The organism is Streptomyces sp. NPDC058274 (assembly GCF_042881375.1).
In the GTDB taxonomy this organism is placed as follows: domain Bacteria; phylum Actinomycetota; class Actinomycetes; order Streptomycetales; family Streptomycetaceae; genus Streptomyces.
This window is the reverse complement of the sequence record NZ_JBHVXW010000020.1, coordinates 105,645-123,247: the sequence shown is the minus strand read 5'-3', so window position 1 is coordinate 123,247 and position 17,603 is coordinate 105,645. Positions and strand designations below refer to the sequence as shown.

16 protein-coding genes are annotated in these 17,603 nt (G+C 72.0%); 10 read left to right on the top strand and 6 right to left on the bottom strand.

The window, feature by feature from the left end:
* Positions 1–546 carry a hypothetical protein gene (locus ACFVYF_RS30815; protein ID WP_389460610.1) on the bottom strand — a complete coding sequence of 182 codons (546 nt, stop codon included), beginning with the start codon at positions 544–546 and terminating at the stop codon, positions 1–3.
* 215 nt (positions 547–761) lie between these two features.
* Between ACFVYF_RS30815 and hmgA the strand changes: the two genes are divergently transcribed.
* From hmgA to ACFVYF_RS30800, 3 genes are all read left to right on the top strand, one after another.
* Positions 762–2,078 carry a homogentisate 1,2-dioxygenase gene (gene hmgA / locus ACFVYF_RS30810; RefSeq protein WP_389460608.1) on the top strand — a complete coding sequence of 439 codons (1,317 nt, stop codon included), beginning with the start codon at positions 762–764 and terminating at the stop codon, positions 2,076–2,078.
* Between the two features lie 49 nt (positions 2,079–2,127).
* A complete protein-coding gene (locus ACFVYF_RS30805) occupies positions 2,128–2,877 on the top strand; it encodes a GntR family transcriptional regulator (protein ID WP_389460606.1) in 750 nt (249 codons plus the stop codon).
* Positions 2,878–2,970: 93 nt separating this feature from the next.
* Positions 2,971–4,152 carry a type ISP restriction/modification enzyme gene (locus ACFVYF_RS30800; RefSeq protein WP_389460605.1) on the top strand — a complete coding sequence of 394 codons (1,182 nt, stop codon included), beginning with the start codon at positions 2,971–2,973 and terminating at the stop codon, positions 4,150–4,152.
* A gap of 80 nt (positions 4,153–4,232) precedes the next feature.
* Here ACFVYF_RS30800 and ACFVYF_RS30795 read toward each other — a convergent pair whose 3' ends face one another.
* Entirely contained in the window at positions 4,233–4,946 is a 714-nt protein-coding gene (locus ACFVYF_RS30795; protein WP_389460603.1) for a TetR/AcrR family transcriptional regulator C-terminal domain-containing protein, read from the bottom strand.
* A gap of 63 nt (positions 4,947–5,009) precedes the next feature.
* On the opposite strand from ACFVYF_RS30795, the gene ACFVYF_RS30790 reads away from it, so the two are divergent.
* The 3 genes from ACFVYF_RS30790 (at position 5,010) to ACFVYF_RS30780 (ending at position 8,190) form a co-directional block, all read left to right on the top strand.
* Positions 5,010–6,041, top strand: coding sequence for an ATP-binding cassette domain-containing protein (locus ACFVYF_RS30790; protein ID WP_389460601.1), 1,032 nt, complete (start codon positions 5,010–5,012; stop codon positions 6,039–6,041).
* Complete coding sequence (locus ACFVYF_RS30785; protein WP_389460599.1) at positions 6,038–6,820, top strand: ABC transporter permease; 783 nt, start codon at positions 6,038–6,040, stop codon at positions 6,818–6,820. The genes ACFVYF_RS30790 and ACFVYF_RS30785 overlap by 4 nt, the downstream gene beginning before the upstream one ends.
* A 137-nt stretch (positions 6,821–6,957) precedes the next feature.
* The gene (locus tag ACFVYF_RS30780; protein ID WP_389460598.1) at positions 6,958–8,190 is read left to right on the top strand and encodes a CaiB/BaiF CoA transferase family protein; all 1,233 of its coding nucleotides are present in this window, start codon (positions 6,958–6,960) and stop codon (positions 8,188–8,190) included.
* 33 nt (positions 8,191–8,223) lie between these two features.
* On the opposite strand, the gene ACFVYF_RS30775 is transcribed toward ACFVYF_RS30780, so the two are convergent.
* From ACFVYF_RS30775 to ACFVYF_RS30765, 3 genes are all read right to left on the bottom strand, one after another.
* Entirely contained in the window at positions 8,224–8,493 is a 270-nt protein-coding gene (locus ACFVYF_RS30775) for a hypothetical protein (RefSeq protein ID WP_389460596.1), read from the bottom strand.
* A gap of 115 nt (positions 8,494–8,608) precedes the next feature.
* On the bottom strand, positions 8,609–9,397 hold the full coding sequence (locus tag ACFVYF_RS30770; RefSeq protein WP_389460594.1) for an anti-sigma factor domain-containing protein: 789 nt from the start codon (positions 9,395–9,397) through the stop codon (positions 8,609–8,611).
* Positions 9,394–9,936 carry a sigma-70 family RNA polymerase sigma factor gene (locus tag ACFVYF_RS30765; protein ID WP_389460593.1) on the bottom strand — a complete coding sequence of 181 codons (543 nt, stop codon included), beginning with the start codon at positions 9,934–9,936 and terminating at the stop codon, positions 9,394–9,396. The genes ACFVYF_RS30770 and ACFVYF_RS30765 overlap by 4 nt, the downstream gene beginning before the upstream one ends.
* Positions 9,937–10,220: 284 nt before the next feature.
* Between ACFVYF_RS30765 and ACFVYF_RS30760 the strand changes: the two genes are divergently transcribed.
* The 4 genes from ACFVYF_RS30760 (at position 10,221) to ACFVYF_RS30745 (ending at position 16,757) form a co-directional block, all read left to right on the top strand.
* Positions 10,221–11,750, top strand: coding sequence for a DUF4331 domain-containing protein (locus ACFVYF_RS30760; protein ID WP_389460591.1), 1,530 nt, complete (start codon positions 10,221–10,223; stop codon positions 11,748–11,750).
* 130 nt (positions 11,751–11,880) lie between these two features.
* Entirely contained in the window at positions 11,881–13,467 is a 1,587-nt protein-coding gene (locus ACFVYF_RS30755; protein ID WP_389460589.1) for a tetratricopeptide repeat protein, read from the top strand.
* Entirely contained in the window at positions 13,464–15,107 is a 1,644-nt protein-coding gene (locus ACFVYF_RS30750; protein ID WP_389460588.1) for a nickel transporter, read from the top strand. The genes ACFVYF_RS30755 and ACFVYF_RS30750 overlap by 4 nt, the downstream gene beginning before the upstream one ends.
* Positions 15,108–15,152: 45 nt before the next feature.
* Entirely contained in the window at positions 15,153–16,757 is a 1,605-nt protein-coding gene (locus ACFVYF_RS30745; RefSeq protein WP_389460586.1) for a serine/threonine-protein kinase, read from the top strand.
* Positions 16,758–16,760: 3 nt separating this feature from the next.
* Here ACFVYF_RS30745 and ACFVYF_RS30740 read toward each other — a convergent pair whose 3' ends face one another.
* Positions 16,761–17,570: an SGNH/GDSL hydrolase family protein gene (locus ACFVYF_RS30740; RefSeq protein ID WP_389460584.1), complete on the bottom strand. Its 810-nt coding sequence runs from the start codon at positions 17,568–17,570 to the stop codon at positions 16,761–16,763.
* Between the last annotated feature and the right edge of the window lie 33 nt (positions 17,571–17,603).

The window sequence follows — 17,603 nt, the reverse complement described above, 5'->3', positions numbered from 1 at the left end:
TCACCCGTCGCCGGCCGGGTTGCCGGTGTCTCCGGCGCTCGCCGTCGGGGTCGCCCCGGACGCGGTGATGTCCGCTGTGCACTCGACAGGCTTGCCCTGGACCGCCCAGACCGTCCGGTCGTCCGCGTAGAGGCGGGCGGTGAGGTGGTGGGTGCCGCGTGGGACCAGGTCGCCGGAGAGGTGGTAGCCCGTGGCGCGGAGCCGGGTGAGGGTCCGGCCGTCCAGCGAGAGCACCGCGGTGCCACGGCCGGCCACCGCCAGGGCGCGGGCGCCGGCCGGCGAGAAGCGGAAGTTCCGGACGGTCAGCCGTACGTCCCAGCCGGCGTCGGAGTCCGGCTGGACCTCGATCGCGACGTCCGGCGCACCCTTCTTGTCGATCTCACGGTAGTGCCGTCCCTCCTCGTCCGTTTCGTCCAGCACCTTGCCCACGGGAGAGGCGGACACTCCGTCCGCGTCCCCGTGCGTATCACCGGTGCCACAGCTCGCGGATCCGCCGAGCAGCGCACAGACCGCGAGCGCGGCGAGCAGTCCGCGCAGCCACGACATGCCGGGGAGAGTAGAACAACGCTCCGAAACCCGGATCCCCCTGGAGTCGGGTCTTTGAGTCCTCCGCAGGTCCTGGGCCGTACTACCCGAGGAGACGGCCCGCTCCCGGGCCCGCACCGCGATGGCCGATCCGTTGCGCTGTCGGCGCCTCCCTCTTGCGCGGGCAAAAACCGAATCCTACGGTGATGCATAGGAATCGGAACGAGGGAGCGATCATGAGCGGGGACGCACGGAAGACCGCCGAGGGGCTGGCGTATCTCTCCGGCTTCGGCAACGAACACAGCTCGGAGGCGGTCCCGGGCGCGCTGCCGCACGGCCGCAACTCGCCCCAGCGCGCACCACTCGGGCTGTACGCGGAGCAGCTGAGCGGCAGCGCGTTCACCGAGCCGAGGGCGCACAACCGGCGCTCCTGGCTCTACCGGATCCACCCGTCGGCCGCGCACCCCGCCTTCAGCCGCACGGACAACGGCGCCCTCCGCACGGCCCCGTTCACCGAGACCGTCCCCGACCCCAACCGGCTGCGCTGGAACCCGCTGCCGGAGCCCCCCGAGGACACCGACTTCCTCGCCGGCCTGTGGACCCTGGGCGGCAACGGCGACGTGACCCAGCGCACCGGCATGGCCGTGCACCTGTATCACGCCAACTCCTCGATGGAGCGGGTGTTCAGTAACGCCGACGGCGAGCTGCTGATCGTGCCCGAGCGCGGCGGACTGCTGCTGCGCACCGAGTTCGGGCTGCTGCATGTGGAGCCCGGCCGGGTCGCGCTGATTCCCCGTGGTGTCCGCTTCCGTGTGGTCCTGCTGGACGACTCCGCCCGGGGCTATGTGTGCGAGAACTATGGGGCGCCCTTCCAGCTGCCCGACCTCGGTCCGATCGGCGCCAACGGGCTCGCGAACGCCCGGGACTTCCTCGCACCCGTCGCCGCGTACGAGGACGTCGAAGGCCCGGTAGAGGTGCTGAACAAGTTCTGCGGCAACCTCTGGACGGCGACGTACGACCACTCCCCGCTGGATGTCGTCGCCTGGCACGGCAACCATGTGCCGTACGTCTATGACCTGCACCGTTTCAATGTGATCGGCACCATCAGCTACGACCACCCGGACCCGTCGATCTTCACCGTGCTGACCTCGCCGTCGGACACTCCGGGACTGGCCGGGGTGGACTTCGTGGTCTTCGCGCCGCGCTGGCTGGTGGGCGAGGACACGTTCCGGCCGCCCTACTTCCACCGGAACGTGATGAGCGAGTACATGGGGCTCGTCGAGGGCGCGTACGACGCCAAGGCGGAGGGCTTCGTGCCGGGCGGCGGCTCGCTGCACAACATGATGTCCGCGCACGGACCCGACCGGGAGACCTTCGACCGGGCGAGCGCCGCCGAGCTGCGTCCGCAGAAGGTCGACGACGGGCTCGCCTTCATGTTCGAGACGCGCTGGCCGGTGACCGCCACGGCGCAGGCGGCCGGCGCGGAGCATCTGCAACGCGGCTACGACGACGTGTGGCAGGGCCTCCAACGGCACTTCCGCCCGGTCGACTGAACGTCACCGCCCGTTGCACTGAACGCCCGCGACCGGTACGGATACCCTCGTGACCTCCTTCGCTCCGGACTCGATCGTCCTGAACCGCAAGCTGCCGCTCTGGTATCAGGTGTCGCAGTCCCTGCGCGCCTCGATACTCGGCCGGTCGCCGCAGGACTCGCTGCGCCTGCCCACCGAGGAACAGCTGGCGGCGCACTACGGGGTGAGCGTGCTGACCATGCGGCAGGCGCTCAAGGAGCTGGAGGACGAGGGACTCATCACGCGCCATCGCCGGCGCGGCACGTTCATCGAGCCGAGCGCGCAGCGGGGCGCTCCCGTGCGGCTGCTCGGCTCGGTGGACGCGATCGTGGCCCAGCAGTCGGGGATGACGACGGAGCTGCTCGGCCACGGCACGGTGGCCGTCCCCTCGGGTCTGGCCGGGCACTTCCCGCAGGACGCCGAGGTGGCGACGTACCACCGGCTGCGCAGCGAGGAGAAGACCGGGGAACCGACGAACCACGCGCGCAACTACGTCAGGCCCGACCTGGCCGAGCGGATCGATCCGGCCGATCTGATCCGCTGGCCGATGACGAAGGTGCTGCGGGACGTGGTGGGCGCGAGCATCAGCCGGATCACCGACACCGTGGAGGCGCGCCTCGCGGATCCGGAGACGGCCCGGCTGCTCCAAGTGCCGCTGCTCAGCCCGATCCTGCACTACACGGGCGTCACCTACGACGAGGAGGGCCAGGCACTCGATGTGGCCGTCATCCACTACCGCGGCGACCGCTTCTCCTTCACCGTCACCCTCGACGCCCACTGAGCACCCGACCGCGGACAGTGCGAAGCCGGACGGCAGGGGTGGCGCTCGCCTCCCCAGTCGTACCCGTCCGGCGCTCAGCTCCCACGTCGTACGATGCCGAGCGTGACGCACGACGACGCTCCGCTGCTCGCGGACCTCATGCCGTGGTCCGTCGCACCGCCGAGGAGAGGCCGGGGGTGGCCGACGGCGCCCGACGCGGCGTCCCTGAAGGCCAGATGGGACACGCTTCTGAAGGCCGAAGGGCCGGACCGCGAGGCGTTGTTCGAGCCGACCCGCTCACGCACCCTGCACTCTGCGGTCGGCCAGCTGCCGGGACAGTCCGGCGGGACGGCCCGGCTGGCCCGCGCCTCGGGTCCCTGTCCGGAGCCGGTCCGGGTGCTCGACGGACCCTTCGACGAACAGTGGCTGATCCCCGACCACCGGCTGATCGACGCGGCGCGCCCCGAGCTCTGGCGGGTGGCCGACGAACGCCAGGTGTTCGCGGTCGAGCAGACGGTGGTGCCCGATTCGCCGGGGCCGGTGCTGCTGGCTTCCTCCGTACTGCCCCTGAGCGCGGGGCGCGGCGGCCGCGTCCGGCCTCTGTACCGACGGCCCGGTGGTCTCGAACCGAACCTGGCGCCAGGCCTGTTGACCCATCTGGGCACCCGTCTGGGCCACTCCCCCGAACCCCTCGACGTCCTCGCCTGGACGGTCGCCGTCACCCGGGGCGGCCGGGGCGGACATGTCGTGCCCCTCACCGCGGACCCCGAAGTGTGGGCGAGCGGAGTGGAGTTGGGCCGCCGGATGCTGTGGCTGATGCGGCGTGACGGCGAACGCCCCAGACTGCCCGGCGGCCGTCGCCCCTACGTCCGCGCTCCCCTCCCGGCGCGCCCGCTCGACCTGCACTACGACCGGGACGAGGAGACGCTGCTGTTCGACGAGGGCCGGATCTCGCCGGTGCCGCCGGAGGCGTGGGACTTCGAGGTGGGCGGGGTGCGCGTCCTGGAGCAGTGGCTCGCGGCGAGGACCGGGCCTGCGGAGCCGGGCACCCTGTCGGCGATCCGGCCCGCCGCCTGGCCGCAGCCGTGGACCTCCGAACTCCTCGAACTGATCACGGTACTGGCGCTCCTCGCCGAACTACGGCCGCAGCAGGCCGAGTTGAGGGTGGAGACGCCGATCACCGCGGCCGAGCTGCGCAAGGCGGGCGTCCTGCCGGCGCCGGACGCCGCCCGCAGGCCCGCGTCCGTCCTGGACCATCACGAGGAGGGCCCGGAGGGCCAGTTCGCGCTGCTCTAGCGGCGACAGGGGCGTACGCCGTCCGGGCACCCGGGCACAGAACACTCGGGCACTCGGGCACTCGGACACCCGGACATCCCCTAGGTCCGCGGATCGAAGGCGTCGAGGACTCGTTCCAGCGCCCGCTCGAACACCGCCTCCAGGTCGATCGGACCGGCGTCCTCCGTGAAGGCCGCCGCCAGCCGCGGGTACGCCCCGCTCGCCACCTGGCTCCCGAGATAGCCGATCCGGATCGCGTTCTCCTGCTCCTCCGACCAGGGCAGGGCGCGGACTCGCTCGGCCGTCGCCAGTTCGTTCGCGACGTACGTCGTCACCAAGCCGTTGACCATGGCGATCAGCTCCATCCGGGTGCCGTACGGGACGTCGAGCGGGTCCAGGCAGGCGAGGCAGTGCTCCAGATAGCGCAGGGCGTTGGGGCTGAAGCCGTAGACCGGTGACATCAGGCGCGGCACCCAGGGATGCCGGTGCATCAGGGCCCGGGTGTCGCGGGCGAGCCGGAGCATGTCGGCCCGCCAGTCGCCGGACGGTTCCGCGAGATCGTGCTCGGCACTGATGGCGTCGAACATCAGCTCGTGCAGATCCTCCTTGCGCGGCACGTAGTTGTAGAGCGACATGGTGCCGCAGCCCAGTGCGGCCGCGACATGCCGCATGGAGACCGCGTCGAGCCCCTCCGCGTCCGCGATCCGCACGGCGGCGGCCGCGATGTCCGCGCGGCTGTGGGCCGGCCGCGGGCCACGGCCCGCCCGCTCGGGACGGGCCCAGATCACTTCGGGTACGGCGCTGCGCCCTGCCATTGGTCGATCACCTCACGACCATCGTAGTTACGTACACCGTACGTAGTGCGCTATGGTCTCCCCATGACTACTACGTACGCTGTACTTAGTGAAGGTCTGGAGAAGCGCTTCGGCACCGTGCGCGCTCTCCGGGGGTTCGATCTGGCGGTGGCCCGGGGCACGGTCTGCGGGGTGCTCGGGCCGAACGGCGCGGGCAAGACCACGGCCGTCCGGCTGCTCACCACGCTGCTGCGGCCCGACGCGGGGTCCGCGCGTGTCGCCGGGCACGATCTCGTCCGCGAGCCGGACGCCGTCCGTCGCGCCATCGGGGTCACCGGGCAGGGTGCCTCGGTGGACGGCGACCTCACCGGACGAGAGAATCTGCGGCTGTTCGCCCGGCTCCACCGGATGCGGGATCCGGCGGCACGGGCCGCCGAACTCCTCGACCGCTTCGGGCTGACCGAGGCCGCCGACCGGGCCGTCAGCACGTACTCGGGCGGCATGCGGCGGCGTCTCGACCTGGCGGCGAGCCTGATCCGCCGCCCGGAGGTGCTCTTCCTCGACGAGCCGACCACCGGCCTCGACCCGGCCAGCCGCAACCAGATCTGGGCGGCCGTCCGCGCCCTCAAGGACGAAGGCACGACCGTCCTGCTGACCACGCAGTACCTGGAGGAGGCCGACCAACTGGCCGACGACATCGTGCTGGTGGACCGCGGCCGGGTCGCCCACACCGGATCCCCCGCCGAACTCAAGGCAGTCATCGGCTCGTACGCGGAGGTCGTCGTCGGCCACGCGGACGCGCTGTCCGGCGCGGCCGCCGTCCTCGACCAGCTGACCGGCAAGGAGCCCTCGTTCGACCGGGAGCGGCACTCGGTGGGCGTCGTCACCACCGACCCGACGCTGACCCTTCCGCGCCTGGTCCGTGAACTCGACGCCGCCGGGGTGCCGTTGCTCGACGCGAGTCTGCGCCCGCCGACCCTCGACGACGTCTTCCTGCGCCTGACGGACACCTCGGCGGGCAGTTCTCGCGAGGACGGGGCCGGAAGTCCCGCCGACGGACAACAGGACACCGGGCCGGTCCATGGCCCGAACGACCACAAGGAGCTGGTGACATGAGCGCGTTGGCGTACGACGGGACCGCGATGCTGGGCCGCCATCTGCGGCGCGTCCGGCACAACCCCGGGCTGCTGATCCTCACCCAGTCGATGCCGGTCACGATGCTGCTGTTCTTCGGCTACGTCTTCGGCAGCGCCCTCGCGACGCCCGGGCAGGAGTACCGCGCCTTCCTCGTGCCGGGACTGATGGTGGCGACGGCGGCCAACGGCATCATGACCGGGATGTTCCAGGCCGCCCAGGACTCGCACCGGGGCGTGATGGACCGCTTCCGCACGCTGCCGATGAGCCGGGCCGCCGTACCGCTGGGGCAGTCGGCCGCCGACCTGGTCGTGACAGCCGCCGGCCTGGTCCCGCTGATGCTGGTGGGCCTTGCGGTCGGCTGGCGGGTCCACGGATCAGCGCTCCAAGCGGTGGGAGCTGTCGGCCTGTTGCTGCTGTTCCGGTTCGCGACGACATGGATCGGCATCCTGCTGGGGCTGGCCTCGGGGAGTGAGGAGGCGGCCGGGCAGCTGGGCGCCGCGACCTTCCTGCTGCCGCTGCTGTCGAACGCGTACATCCCGACGGACCATCTGCCGGGCTGGCTGCGGGTGGTGGCCGAATGGAACCCCATCAGCGCGGTGGCCACGGCGCTGCGGGACCTGTTCGGGAACGCGCCGGTGCCGGCCGACGGCGCCTGGCCGGTGACGCATCCCGTCGCCGGGGCACTCGCCTGGTGCGCGGTGCTCATCGCCGTGTTCCTGCCGCTCGCCGTCCGCCGCTACGCACGCGGCGGACGGTGAGGTCCCAGGGCAGCGTCCGCCTCCGGGGGTGAGGTTGGGTGTATCAGGCACATGAAGCGTGCAAACGATCAGCAAACCCGGCCCTCGAAGGTTGCCTCGCCAACCTTCGTGCATGACAAAGGTGTCACGCACAGGACATGATCCCCCGCATGCAGCCACAGCCCACGGCCCCTGCGGCCGGTCGGCCCCTGCCCCTCGAGGGCATCACCGTCGTCTCCGTCGAGCAGGCCGTCGCCGCGCCCTTCGCGACCCGTCAGCTCGCCGATCTCGGCGCTCGGGTCATCAAGGTCGAACGGGTCGACGGCGGGGACTTCGCCCGCGGCTACGACACCGCGGCGGCGGGCCTCGCCTCCCACTTCGTGTGGTGCAACCGGGGCAAGGAGTCCATCGCCCTCGACCTGAAGGACCCGCGCGGCCTCGAGGTCGTACGGCGACTGGTCGCGGAGGCCGACGTGTTCATGCAGAACCTGGCGCAGGGCGCGGCGGCCCGGCTCGGCCTGGACGCGGCCACGCTGTGCGCCGCCCACCCGCGGCTGATCGCCGTGGACATCTCCGGGTACGGGGCGACAGGGCCGTACGCCGACAAACGCGCGTACGACATGCTCGTGCAGTGCGAGGCGGGGCTCGTGTCGGTGACCGGGACCCCCGAGCAGCCGGTGAAGGCGGGGATTCCGGCGGCCGACATCGCGGCGGCCATGTACGCCTTCTCGGGGGTGCTCGCGGCGCTGGTGCGCCGGGGCACGACGGGGCGCGGGGGTCCGGTGGAGGTGTCGATGCTGGAGGCGCTCGCGGAGTGGATGGGGCATCCGCTGCACCATGCGATGCACGGGGGCGCACCCCCGGCGCGCACCGGTCTCGCGCACGCCGTCATCGCGCCGTACGACGCCTATCCCACGGCGGACGGGGGACGCGTGCTGCTGTCGGTGCAGAACGACCGGGAGTGGCGGCGACTGGCCGAACAGGTCCTGGGGACGCCGGAGTTGGGCACCGAACCGGCGTTCGCGACCAATGCCGCGCGGGTCGCGAACCGGGACCGTACGGACGCTCTCGTGGGCAAGGCGCTGGCCGCGCTGACGGCGGACACGGCGGTCGCCCGGCTGGAGCGCGCGGGCATCGCGTGCGCACGCCTGAGAGACGTGCGGGAAGTGGCGGAGCATCCGCAGCTGGCGGCCAGGGACCGGTGGCGGGAAGTGGAGTCACCAGTCGGGCCGCTGCGGGCGCTGTTGCCGCCGATCACACTGCCGGGCGGGGACACGGCACGGATGGGGGCCGTACCCGCGCTCGGGGAGCACACCGAGGCGCTGCTGCGTGCCGTGGGGATGACGGACGATGAGATCGCAGCACTGCGCCGGGACGGTGTGGCCGCCTGAGCGCGGGTCGGGAACTACTGACCGACCCGCCGCTCAGCGACTGCCGAAGAGCGAACGGCGCAGCCGCCTCAGCGGCGCGAAGAGCGAGACCCGCCTCACTCGCGCACCCCTGGCGCTGCGGTCGTGCGCGGCGTCACGCGAGGTGAGCTCACGCATCAGTGACGTCGCCTCGGCCGTCTCGCGCTGCGGGACGGCAGGGCCGCCCAGCACCGAGAGATGGCGGTCGAGGCGCGAACTGGTCGCGCTGCTCCCACACGTGATCGCAGGGACTCGTGCCCTGCTGCGCACTGTTATCTGTTCCATGTCACTCCCCACCCATACGAGGGCACCCGGCCCGGGCAGGCTAACCCTATCGCTCCCCCGTGGCACTCGTGTATCTCGGGCACAGGATTCACCTACCCCGTAAGGGCGTTGACGATTACTCTCCGAATCCAACCGATTCCAGGGCGAGTTGGACAACTGGGGCGGTTGTGGGCTGGGCCGAGCCGCCGTCGGGCTCGACGGTGACAGCGAGTGACGTGGCGCTCGTATTGAGTCCGTCCGCGACCAAGGGCGTGTCGCCTTGCAGCAGGCCGAGGGAGCGCGGTTGCACGCCCGGGCGCATCAGCCACAGCTGGTGCACGCGTCCCGCAGCGGGCGCACCGAGACCGCGCACGGTCACGACCGCGCGCCGCTCGGACGCGGAGGCGACCACGCCGATCCCGCGCCCCTGCGCGTCCCGGTCACTGGTGGCCCGGGCGTCGGGCGCCGCGAGAACGTGGGCGATCTCACGTGCCTGCGCCCGCTCCTGGTCCAGCTTGTCCTGGGTCCGCGTCGCCTGGACCGCGAAGAGCGACGCGACGACGAGCGCGGCGGCGGCCGTGGCGGTGGCGAACGGGACGAAGAGGGGGCGTCCACGGGGCGCGTGGGCGCGGGCCGGCTGGTGAACGGGACCCGCGCGGAGGGCTCCCTCGGCCGGCGCCTCCTGCGGAGTCGTGCTCACGGCGGCGAGGACCCGGTCCCGCAGGGCGGCCGGGGCCGGGGAGGCCGTGGACCAGGCGAGCCGGACCGCGTCCTCGGCGAGGGCCCGTACCTCGGCGGCACACCTCGGGCAGCGCCACAGGTGCCGTTCGAAGCGCCGGCGTTCGGCGGGATCCAGGGCGTCGAGGGCGTACGGAGCGGCCAGCGAGTGCGGGTCGCGGCCGAACAGACGGTCGAGGACACTCACGCGACACCTCCGAGGCAGTCGCGCAGCCGAGTGAGTCCGTCGCGCATCCGGGTCTTGACCGTGCCGAGCGGCAGGGAGAGCCGCTCGGCCACTTCGCGGTACGTATAGCCGTCGTAGTAGGCGAGGGTGACGGACTGTCGCTGCAGGGCGGTGAGCCGGTCGAGACAGCGGCGCACCCACTCGCGTTCGAGCCCGGCCTCGACCTCCTCGGCGACCTGGTCGAAGGCGGGCCAGTGCTGGCGCCGCCCCTCGCGCCGCTCGCGCTCGGTGGCCGCACGGGCGGAGCGCACCCGGTCGACGGCCCGGCGGTGCGCGAGAGTGAGGACCCAGGACAGGGCGCTGCCGCGGCCGGGGTCGAACCGGGCGGCGGAGCGCCAGAGTTCGAGCAGCACCTCCTGTGCCACCTCCTCCGACTGGGCCGGGTCCCGCACCACCCGGCGCACCAGACCGAACACGGGTCCGGACACCAGTCCGTACAGCTCCTCGAATGCCTTCTGGTCCCCTCCGGCCACGAGCACCAGAAGCTCGTCCGCCTCCACTCGCCCCCCTCTCCGGCCGCGTACGGCCTGTTCCCGTCGCCCATGTGTTCGTGGCGAGCGCGCCTACGGATGGGGTTACGGATCGGCGGACCGAAAACGCGGGTCCGCCGCCGAGGAAACCGGCGAAGGAGGGCCCGGCGCCGGCGGGGCGGGCGAAACACGTGGCCCCGCCGGTGAAACAAGACGTGCGAGCCGCCGTAAGAACGTTTGTGATTCCACCAATCCACCGCGGCGACGGCTCCGAATGGCGTGCGTCAGGCAAGTTGGACGTGAGGACGGACGGCATGACACCTATTTCCAGGAGTGGCGCGGGACGCAGGAGCTTCGCGGCCCTCGTCTGCGGAGCGCTGGCCGCCGGGGGGCTCGCAGCCGCCGGTGTGACCGCGCTGGAACCGGGGGCGGCCGCCGCCTCCAGCCACCGGGAGGCCCCGCTGATCTCGGGGCAGCCCCAGTACGACAACACGGACGTGTACGCGTTCGTGAGCCCGGACAAGCCCGACACGACGACGATCGTGGCGAACTGGATCCCCTTCGAGGAACCGGCCGGCGGACCGAACTTCTTCACCTTCGCGGAAGACGCCCACTACGACCTGCACATCGACAACAACGGTGACGCGCAGGGTGAGTTGATCTACCGCTACACGTTCAAGACGCACCGCAAGAACGGTGACACCTTCCTCTACAACACGGGTCCGGTCACCAGCCTCGACGACCCCGACCTCAACATCACGCAGTCGTACGACATCGATCTGCTGCGTCTGCACGACCAGAAGCTCATCTCCAGGACGAAGGTCGCGGACGACATTCCGGTCGCGCCCTCGAACGTCGGCAAGGCGTCGATGCCGCACTACAGCACGCTGCGCGACCAGGCGGTGTACAAGCTCGCGGGCGGTTCGACGACGTTCGCCGGCCAGGCGGACGACCCGTTCTTCCTGGACCTGCGCGTCTTCGACCTGCTCTACGGCGGTGACCTCTCCGAGGTCGGCCGGGACACGCTCAAGGGCTACAACGTCAACTCCATAGCCCTGCAGGTGCCGACCGACATGATCCAGGAGTCGGCGGAGCAGCCGATCGTCGGGATCTGGTCCACCACGGAGCGCAAGGACGCGCACGGCGACTGGACCCAGGTGTCCCGCCTCGGGATGCCGCTGGTCAACGAGGTCGTCAACCCGCAGAAGGACAAGGACAAGTTCAACGCGTCCGCGCCCTGGGACGACGCCCAGTTCCTGAAGAACGTGACCAACCCCGAACTGCCGAAGCTCATCGAGGCGATCTACAAGATCAAGGCGCCGACGGAGCCCCGGAACGACCTGGTCGACGTGTTCCTCAAGGGCGTCGAGGGACTCAACCAGCCCCCGCACGTGACTCCGGCGGAGGAGCTGCGGCTCAACACCTCGATCAAGCCCACCGCTTCCCCCAAGCGGCTCGGTGTGCTCGACGGCGACAACGCGGGCTTCCCGAACGGGCGGCGGCTCACCGACGACGTGATCGACGCCTCCCTCCAGGTCGTCGAGGGTGAACTGGTCGGCTCCAAGAACGACTTGGGCGACGCGGTCGACAAGAACGACAAGAAGTTCGGTCACTCCTTCCCGTATCTGGCCCAGCCGACCTCGGGTTCGCGCGGCGCGACCGCCAAGGGCACCGGCAACGACGTCCGCAACCAGCTGAGCGGCGGACTGACCGGGGCGAGCACCACCGGCGGCACGGACACCGTGCTGATCGCGGGCTCGGCGGCGGCCGGCGCGGCCGGGTTCCTGCTGATCGGGACCGCCGTCATGTGGTGGCGCCGGCGGATGAGCAACCGCGCCTACTGACCGCCGCATCGCCGGGCCCCGGCCCGGCTCACCGACCGGCGCGGCCCGCTCGTACTCATCCCCCACGGGGCGGGCCGCGCCTCCGGAACCCCACAACGACCGTTCCCGACCTGGACTTTGAGGAGAGGGCATGTCCCCGCGTACGAACGAGAGCGCGCCGGAGAGCGAACGCGGCGACGGCCCGACGGCCGAGCCCACGCCCCGCGCCGCGGAGGCCGTGCCCGAGCAGGCCGAGACGACGGAAAAGGCCGAGAAGGCAGACGCGGTCGCGACGACCGAAGCCCCGGCTCCGGACGCACTCGACGAGAAGGCAGACGCGGTCGCGACGGCCGAGGCATCGACCCCGGACACACTCGACGAACGCGTGGCCGCCGTGCGTCGCGTGGCCGCCGCGGGTCGGCGCCGGCGGGCGGCGCAGCTCGCCGGGTGCGCCGCCCTGCTGGCCGTCGCCCTGACCGCCGGCGCCGTCGTGCTCGGCGCGCACGACGGGGGGCCCACGACCGTCGCGGCCGCGCCCGCCGGACTCTCCCCCGAGGTGCTCGGCGGTGACATCGACGCGAGCATCAGGTCGCTGCAGTCCCATCTCCGCGCCCAGCCGAAGGACTTCGGGTCCTGGGCGACGCTGGGTCTCGCCTATGTCGAGCAGGCCCGCACGAAGGGCGACCCCTCGCGCTACCCGCAGGCCGGGCGCGCACTGGACCGCTCGCTCGAAGTGCGCCCCGACAACGACCCGGCTCTGGCCGGCCGCGCCGCCCTCGCCGCGGCCCGGCATCAGTTCCCCGAGGCGCTCAAGTACGCCGACAAGGCGCTGGCCCAGAACCCGTACAGCGAGCGCGCGTTGTGCTCACGGATCGACGCCCTGGTCGAACTGGGCCGCTACGACGAGGCGTCGAAGGCCGCCGACCTGGCGGATTCCCGGCGCCCGGGCGTGCCGGTCTTCACGCGGTACGCGTACGTGCGCGAGCTGCGCGGCGACGTGAAGACGGCTCGCCGCGTCCTGGAACAGGCCCTGTCCACCGCGACCTCGCGCGGCGACGTGGCCTACGTGGCGACGGCGCTCGGTCAACTGGCCTGGAACCAGGGCGAGTACGGCAAGGCCCTGCCGTACTACGCGCGGGCCCTGGCGGCCGACGACGCCTACCTCCCCGCGCTGGAGGGGCGGGCCCGCGCCGAGGCCGCGCAGGGCGACCGAGCCGCGGCGATCCGCGACATGGAGGCGCTCGTGGACCGCTATCCGCTGCCCCAGCCACTCGTGGAACTCGGTGAGTTGTACGAGGCGCGCGACAAGGAGGGCGACCGGCAGAAGGCCCGCGACCAGTACGCCCTCGTCAACGCCTGGACCTCACTGGCCCGAGCCAACGGCGTCAACGCCGACCTCGACACGGCTCTCGCCGCCGCCGACCACGGCGACCACCAGGCCGCGCTCACGGCGGCCCGCGCCGAATGGGACCGCCGCCACACCGTGCACACCGCGGACGCCCTCGCCTGGGCCCTGCACGTCAACGGCCGCGACGACGAGGCCCTTCCGTACGCGCGCCGGGCCACCGCCACCGGCTACCACAACGCGTCCTTCCTCTATCACCGCGGGATGATCGAGCGCGCCACGGGCCACGCGGAGGAAGCCCGCGACTCCCTGACCGCGGCCCTCGATCTCAACGCGGGCTTCTCCCCCCTGGGCGCCCGCGCGGCCCGTACGGCGCTCCAGGAGGCGAAGTGAGCCTCCGTACGACGCTGCGGCGCGCCGTCTCGTGCGGCGCGGCCGTTCTCGTCGGGACCTGCGCGCTGGTGCTGCTCCCCGCCGGGACGGCGAGCGCCCACCCGCTCGGGAACTTCACCGTCAACCGGTACGACGGTCTCGTGGCCGCCGCGGACCGGCTGCGGGTCGACCATGTGGAGGACCTCGCGGAGATCCCCGCCACGCAGGCCGGACCGGACATCAAGCGGCTGGGGATGGAGCGTTGGGCCCGGCAGCGCTGCACGACGGCGGCCCGGGACAGCAGGGTCACCGTCGACGGACACGACGTCGCGCTCACGGTGGGCACGAGTCTCGCGCGAGTGCGCCCCGGGCAGGCGGGCCTCGACACGCTCCGGGTGGAGTGCCGGCTGACGGCCCCGCTCTCCGAGGGTGCGGAGTCCGTGCGCTTTCACGCCGCCGTCGACTCGGGGCCCGGCTGGCGCGAGATCACCGCGCGCGGCGACCGGATGACGCTCACCGCCTCGGACGTACCGAGGACCTCCGTGTCCCGGCGGCTGACCAGCTACCCGAAGGAACTGCTGTCGTCGCCGTCCGACACGGCGTCGGCGTCCCTGCGGATCCGCCCGGGCGGACCGGCCCTCGGTGAGGAGGACCGCGACGCACCCGCCGCCTCCGTGCTCCCGCGCGGCGCCGACCACTGGACCCGGGCACTCGACGATCTGGTGGCCCGCCATGACCTCACCCTCGGTTTCGCCGCGCTCGCCCTGGTCATCGCCGTCGGTCTGGGCGCCCTGCACGCGCTCGCACCGGGCCACGGCAAGACGCTGATGGCCGCGACCGCCGCCGCGCGCGGACGGGCGACGCTCCGTGACGTCCTGCCGCTCGCCGCCTCGGTGACGGTCACCCACACACTCGGCGTGGTCGCGCTCGGCCTCCTCGTCACCGCCGGCTCGGCGGCCGCGCCCTCCGTGATCGCCTGGCTGGGCCTCGCGAGCGGCATCCTCGTCACACTGGCGGGAGCTTCCCTCGTACGACGGGCCTGGCGACACCGCGCTCACCCGCACGGACACTCCCACGGTCCCGGGCCATCCCCCTCCCACGGACACGAGGAGGCGCACCGTCACGCCGACGCGCACGACCACGACCACGACCACGACCACTCATCTGGGCATGACCACGACCACTCAAACGATCACGCGCACGGCCACGATCACGATCACGCGCACTCTCACGCCGGCGCACACCACGAAGACCGCGCCCCCGAGCCCGCCGGAGCGCACTCGCACGGTGGCTTCACCCACACCCATCCCACCTCCCCCACCCTGCGCGGCACGATCCTGCTCGGCTTCGCGGGCGGGCTGGTGCCCAGCCCCTCCGCCGTCGTCGTCCTGGTGGGGGCCGCGGCCCTGGGACAGGCGTGGTTCGGTCTCCTGCTCGTCCTGGCGTACGGCGTCGGTCTGGCCCTGACGCTCACGGCGGCGGGATTCGCGGTTGTCCGGCTCGGCGGGGGCATGGCCAGGCTGCTGGCCGGGCGCCCGCGGTGGACGGGCGGGCCCATGGCGGGCCTGATGCGCAGGGCCGCGCCCCTGGGATCCGCGGTCGTTGTCGTAGCTCTTGGGGCTGGATTGGTGTTCAGGGGGGCGGCATCCGCACTCGGCTGAGCTACTTTTGTGGAGAAATCACGCGGATGCGAAGGGGGGACGCCCGTGTCCGAAGTGCCGGGCAGTGAACGTGTGATCGCGGGCCGCTACCGGCTGCTGTCCCCCTTGGGCGAGGGGGGCATGGGCACCGTCTGGCGGGCCCGCGACGAAGTGCTGCACCGCGAGGTCGCGGTCAAGGAGGTGCGTGCCCCCGCCGGTATCCCGTCGAGCGATGTCGAGCGGATGTACGCCCGGCTGGAGCGGGAGGCCTGGGCCGCGGCCCGGGTCGCCAACCGCAATGTCGTGACCGTCTACGACGTGGCGACGGAGGACGGCCGGCCGTGGATCGTCATGGAGCTGATCCGCGGTCTCGCCCTCTCCGACCTGCTGGACGCCGAGGGCCCGCTCTCCCCGCAGCGCACCGCGCACATCGGAGCCGAGGTGCTCTCGGCCCTGCGCTCCGCGCACGCGGCCGGAGTCCTGCACCGTGACGTGAAACCGGCGAACGTGCTGCTGTCGAACGACGGCCGGGTCGTCCTCACCGACTTCGGCATCGCCACGGTCGAGGGCAGTTCCGCGCTGACCATGACCGGCGAGGTCATCGGTTCGCCGGAGTTCCTCGCCCCCGAGCGGGCGCTGGGCCGTACGCCGGGTCCGGAGTCCGACCTGTGGTCCCTGGGCGTGCTGCTGTACGCGGCGGTGGAGGGCAACTCGCCCTTCCGTCACGACACTCCGCTGAGCACCCTGCGGGCCGTCGTCGACGAGGAGCTGCCGCCACCGCACCGCGCGGGCCCGCTGGCCCCGGTCATCGAAGGGCTGCTCCGCAAGGACCCGGCGGACCGCACACCCGCCGAACAGGCCGAGCGCGATCTGCGCCTGGTCGGCGCCGGCGGCTCCCCCCGTACGGGCTCGTCGCCGGTCGCCGCGCCGTACGCGCCGACGGTCGCCGGTCTCCCACAGGAGCCGCCGACCCCGCCCCGGCCCGTTCCCGCCGTCACCCCCGCGAGCCCGTACTCGACCGCGACCGGCACGGCCCCGCCCGAGCGCAACCGCCGCGGCACGGTCGTCATGATCGCGGGCCTCCTCGCCCTCGCGCTCGCCCTGGCCGGACTGACGTACGCCCTGATGAACCGCGACGACGGCGGGGACGACCCGAACTCGGCCAACAGCGGAGGACCCAACAGCCCTTCCGCTGGAGCGAGTTCGGAGAGTTCCGGTCCCGACAGCGGCAATGGAGCGGTCGGCGGCAACTCCACCGAGCCGAGCAGCGACCCCACGACCACCGCGCCCAAGCAGTCCGTGAAGGTGACGGTCGCGGGGGCGCACACCGAGTACTCCGGGAGCTGTCCGCCGGCCCAGGCCCAGGCGCCCACGTTCACGGCGACGTTCACGGTGGGTGTCGTACCGGTGGAGGTCGACTACCGCTGGGTGACGAAGAAGGGCGAGGTGTCCGACCCGGGGTGGAAGACCCTGTCGTTCCCCGCGAGCGGCGGCAAGACCAGGCAGAAGACGGTCGTGGTGACGACGTACGACGCGGGCGGGACCTACGAGAACGAGATCGGGGTGGAGGTCCGCAGTCCGCTGGACACGAAGTCCAACTGGGTGCCGTTCTCGGTGACGTGCGAGACGGAGACCCCGACGGGCGGGGTCTCCTCCTCCGCTTCTCCCTGAGGATCAGACCTTGCCGGTGAAGGCCGGCAGATAGCCGCCGGACTGGCCCGACGCGGTCGGGTGGTACGACTCGCCGATGTTCAGCCAGTTGACGCTGTTCAGCCACGATGCACCGGAGCAGATCTCGTGCCCGGTGAAGGTGCCCCTGACATCGCCGAACGCGAAGCCGTGGTCGGCGGCACGCTTGGCGATCGCGCTGTCCAGGTAGTCGGCCGCGCCGTTGATCGCGGACCGCTCGGTCTCCGAGAGCCCCGCCACGCAGTTGCCGTTGAGCTGGTAGAAGCGGGGATAGCCCAGCACGACCACATGGGCCGACGGGGCCTTCGCGCTGATCGCCGAGTAGACGGTGTCGAGCTTGCCGGGGAGCGTGGAGTCGACGTACGCCTTGGCGGTGGCGATGCGGGCCAGGCAGTTGCTCTCCGACTGGAGCACACACGTCGTCATGACGTCGGAGAAGCCCGCGTCGTTGCCGCCGACGCTGAGGGAGACAAGGCCGGTGGAGGAGCTGAGCGGACCCAGCTGGTTGGCCACAACATCACCCGTACGAGCGCCGGAACAAGCCGTGAAGCCGAACGACGAGGGTGAATGGGCGGCCGCCCAGAGGTAGGGGTACGCCTTCGTGCTGCGCTTGCAGTCGCCGCTGGAGCTGATGTAGCTGCCCGAGCCGACGCCGGAGGAGTAGGAGTCACCCAGGGCCACATACCCGGTGGCCACTGCGGTCTGGGACGCCTGCGCCGTCGCTGCCCCGGTGAGGGCGAAGCCGGCGGCGAGGAGGAGTGAGGTCACGTATGCCGTAATTCGGGAACGTCTCATGGAACCTCCCTTTAGCAGGATCTCTGCCATAAC

Coding starts and splice junctions, on each gene's coding strand:
- ACFVYF_RS30815 (WP_389460610.1), bottom strand. CDS start 546: ATGTCGTGGCTGCGCGGACTGCTCGCCGCGCTCGCGGTCTGTGCGCTG.
- hmgA (WP_389460608.1), top strand. CDS start 762: ATGAGCGGGGACGCACGGAAGACCGCCGAGGGGCTGGCGTATCTCTCC.
- ACFVYF_RS30800 (WP_389460605.1), top strand. CDS start 2,971: ATGCCGAGCGTGACGCACGACGACGCTCCGCTGCTCGCGGACCTCATG.
- ACFVYF_RS30795 (WP_389460603.1), bottom strand. CDS start 4,946: ATGGCAGGGCGCAGCGCCGTACCCGAAGTGATCTGGGCCCGTCCCGAG.
- ACFVYF_RS30790 (WP_389460601.1), top strand. CDS start 5,010: ATGACTACTACGTACGCTGTACTTAGTGAAGGTCTGGAGAAGCGCTTC.
- ACFVYF_RS30785 (WP_389460599.1), top strand. CDS start 6,038: ATGAGCGCGTTGGCGTACGACGGGACCGCGATGCTGGGCCGCCATCTG.
- ACFVYF_RS30780 (WP_389460598.1), top strand. CDS start 6,958: ATGATCCCCCGCATGCAGCCACAGCCCACGGCCCCTGCGGCCGGTCGG.
- ACFVYF_RS30775 (WP_389460596.1), bottom strand. CDS start 8,493: ATGGAACAGATAACAGTGCGCAGCAGGGCACGAGTCCCTGCGATCACG.
- ACFVYF_RS30760 (WP_389460591.1), top strand. CDS start 10,221: ATGACACCTATTTCCAGGAGTGGCGCGGGACGCAGGAGCTTCGCGGCC.
- ACFVYF_RS30755 (WP_389460589.1), top strand. CDS start 11,881: ATGTCCCCGCGTACGAACGAGAGCGCGCCGGAGAGCGAACGCGGCGAC.
- ACFVYF_RS30740 (WP_389460584.1), bottom strand. CDS start 17,570: ATGAGACGTTCCCGAATTACGGCATACGTGACCTCACTCCTCCTCGCC.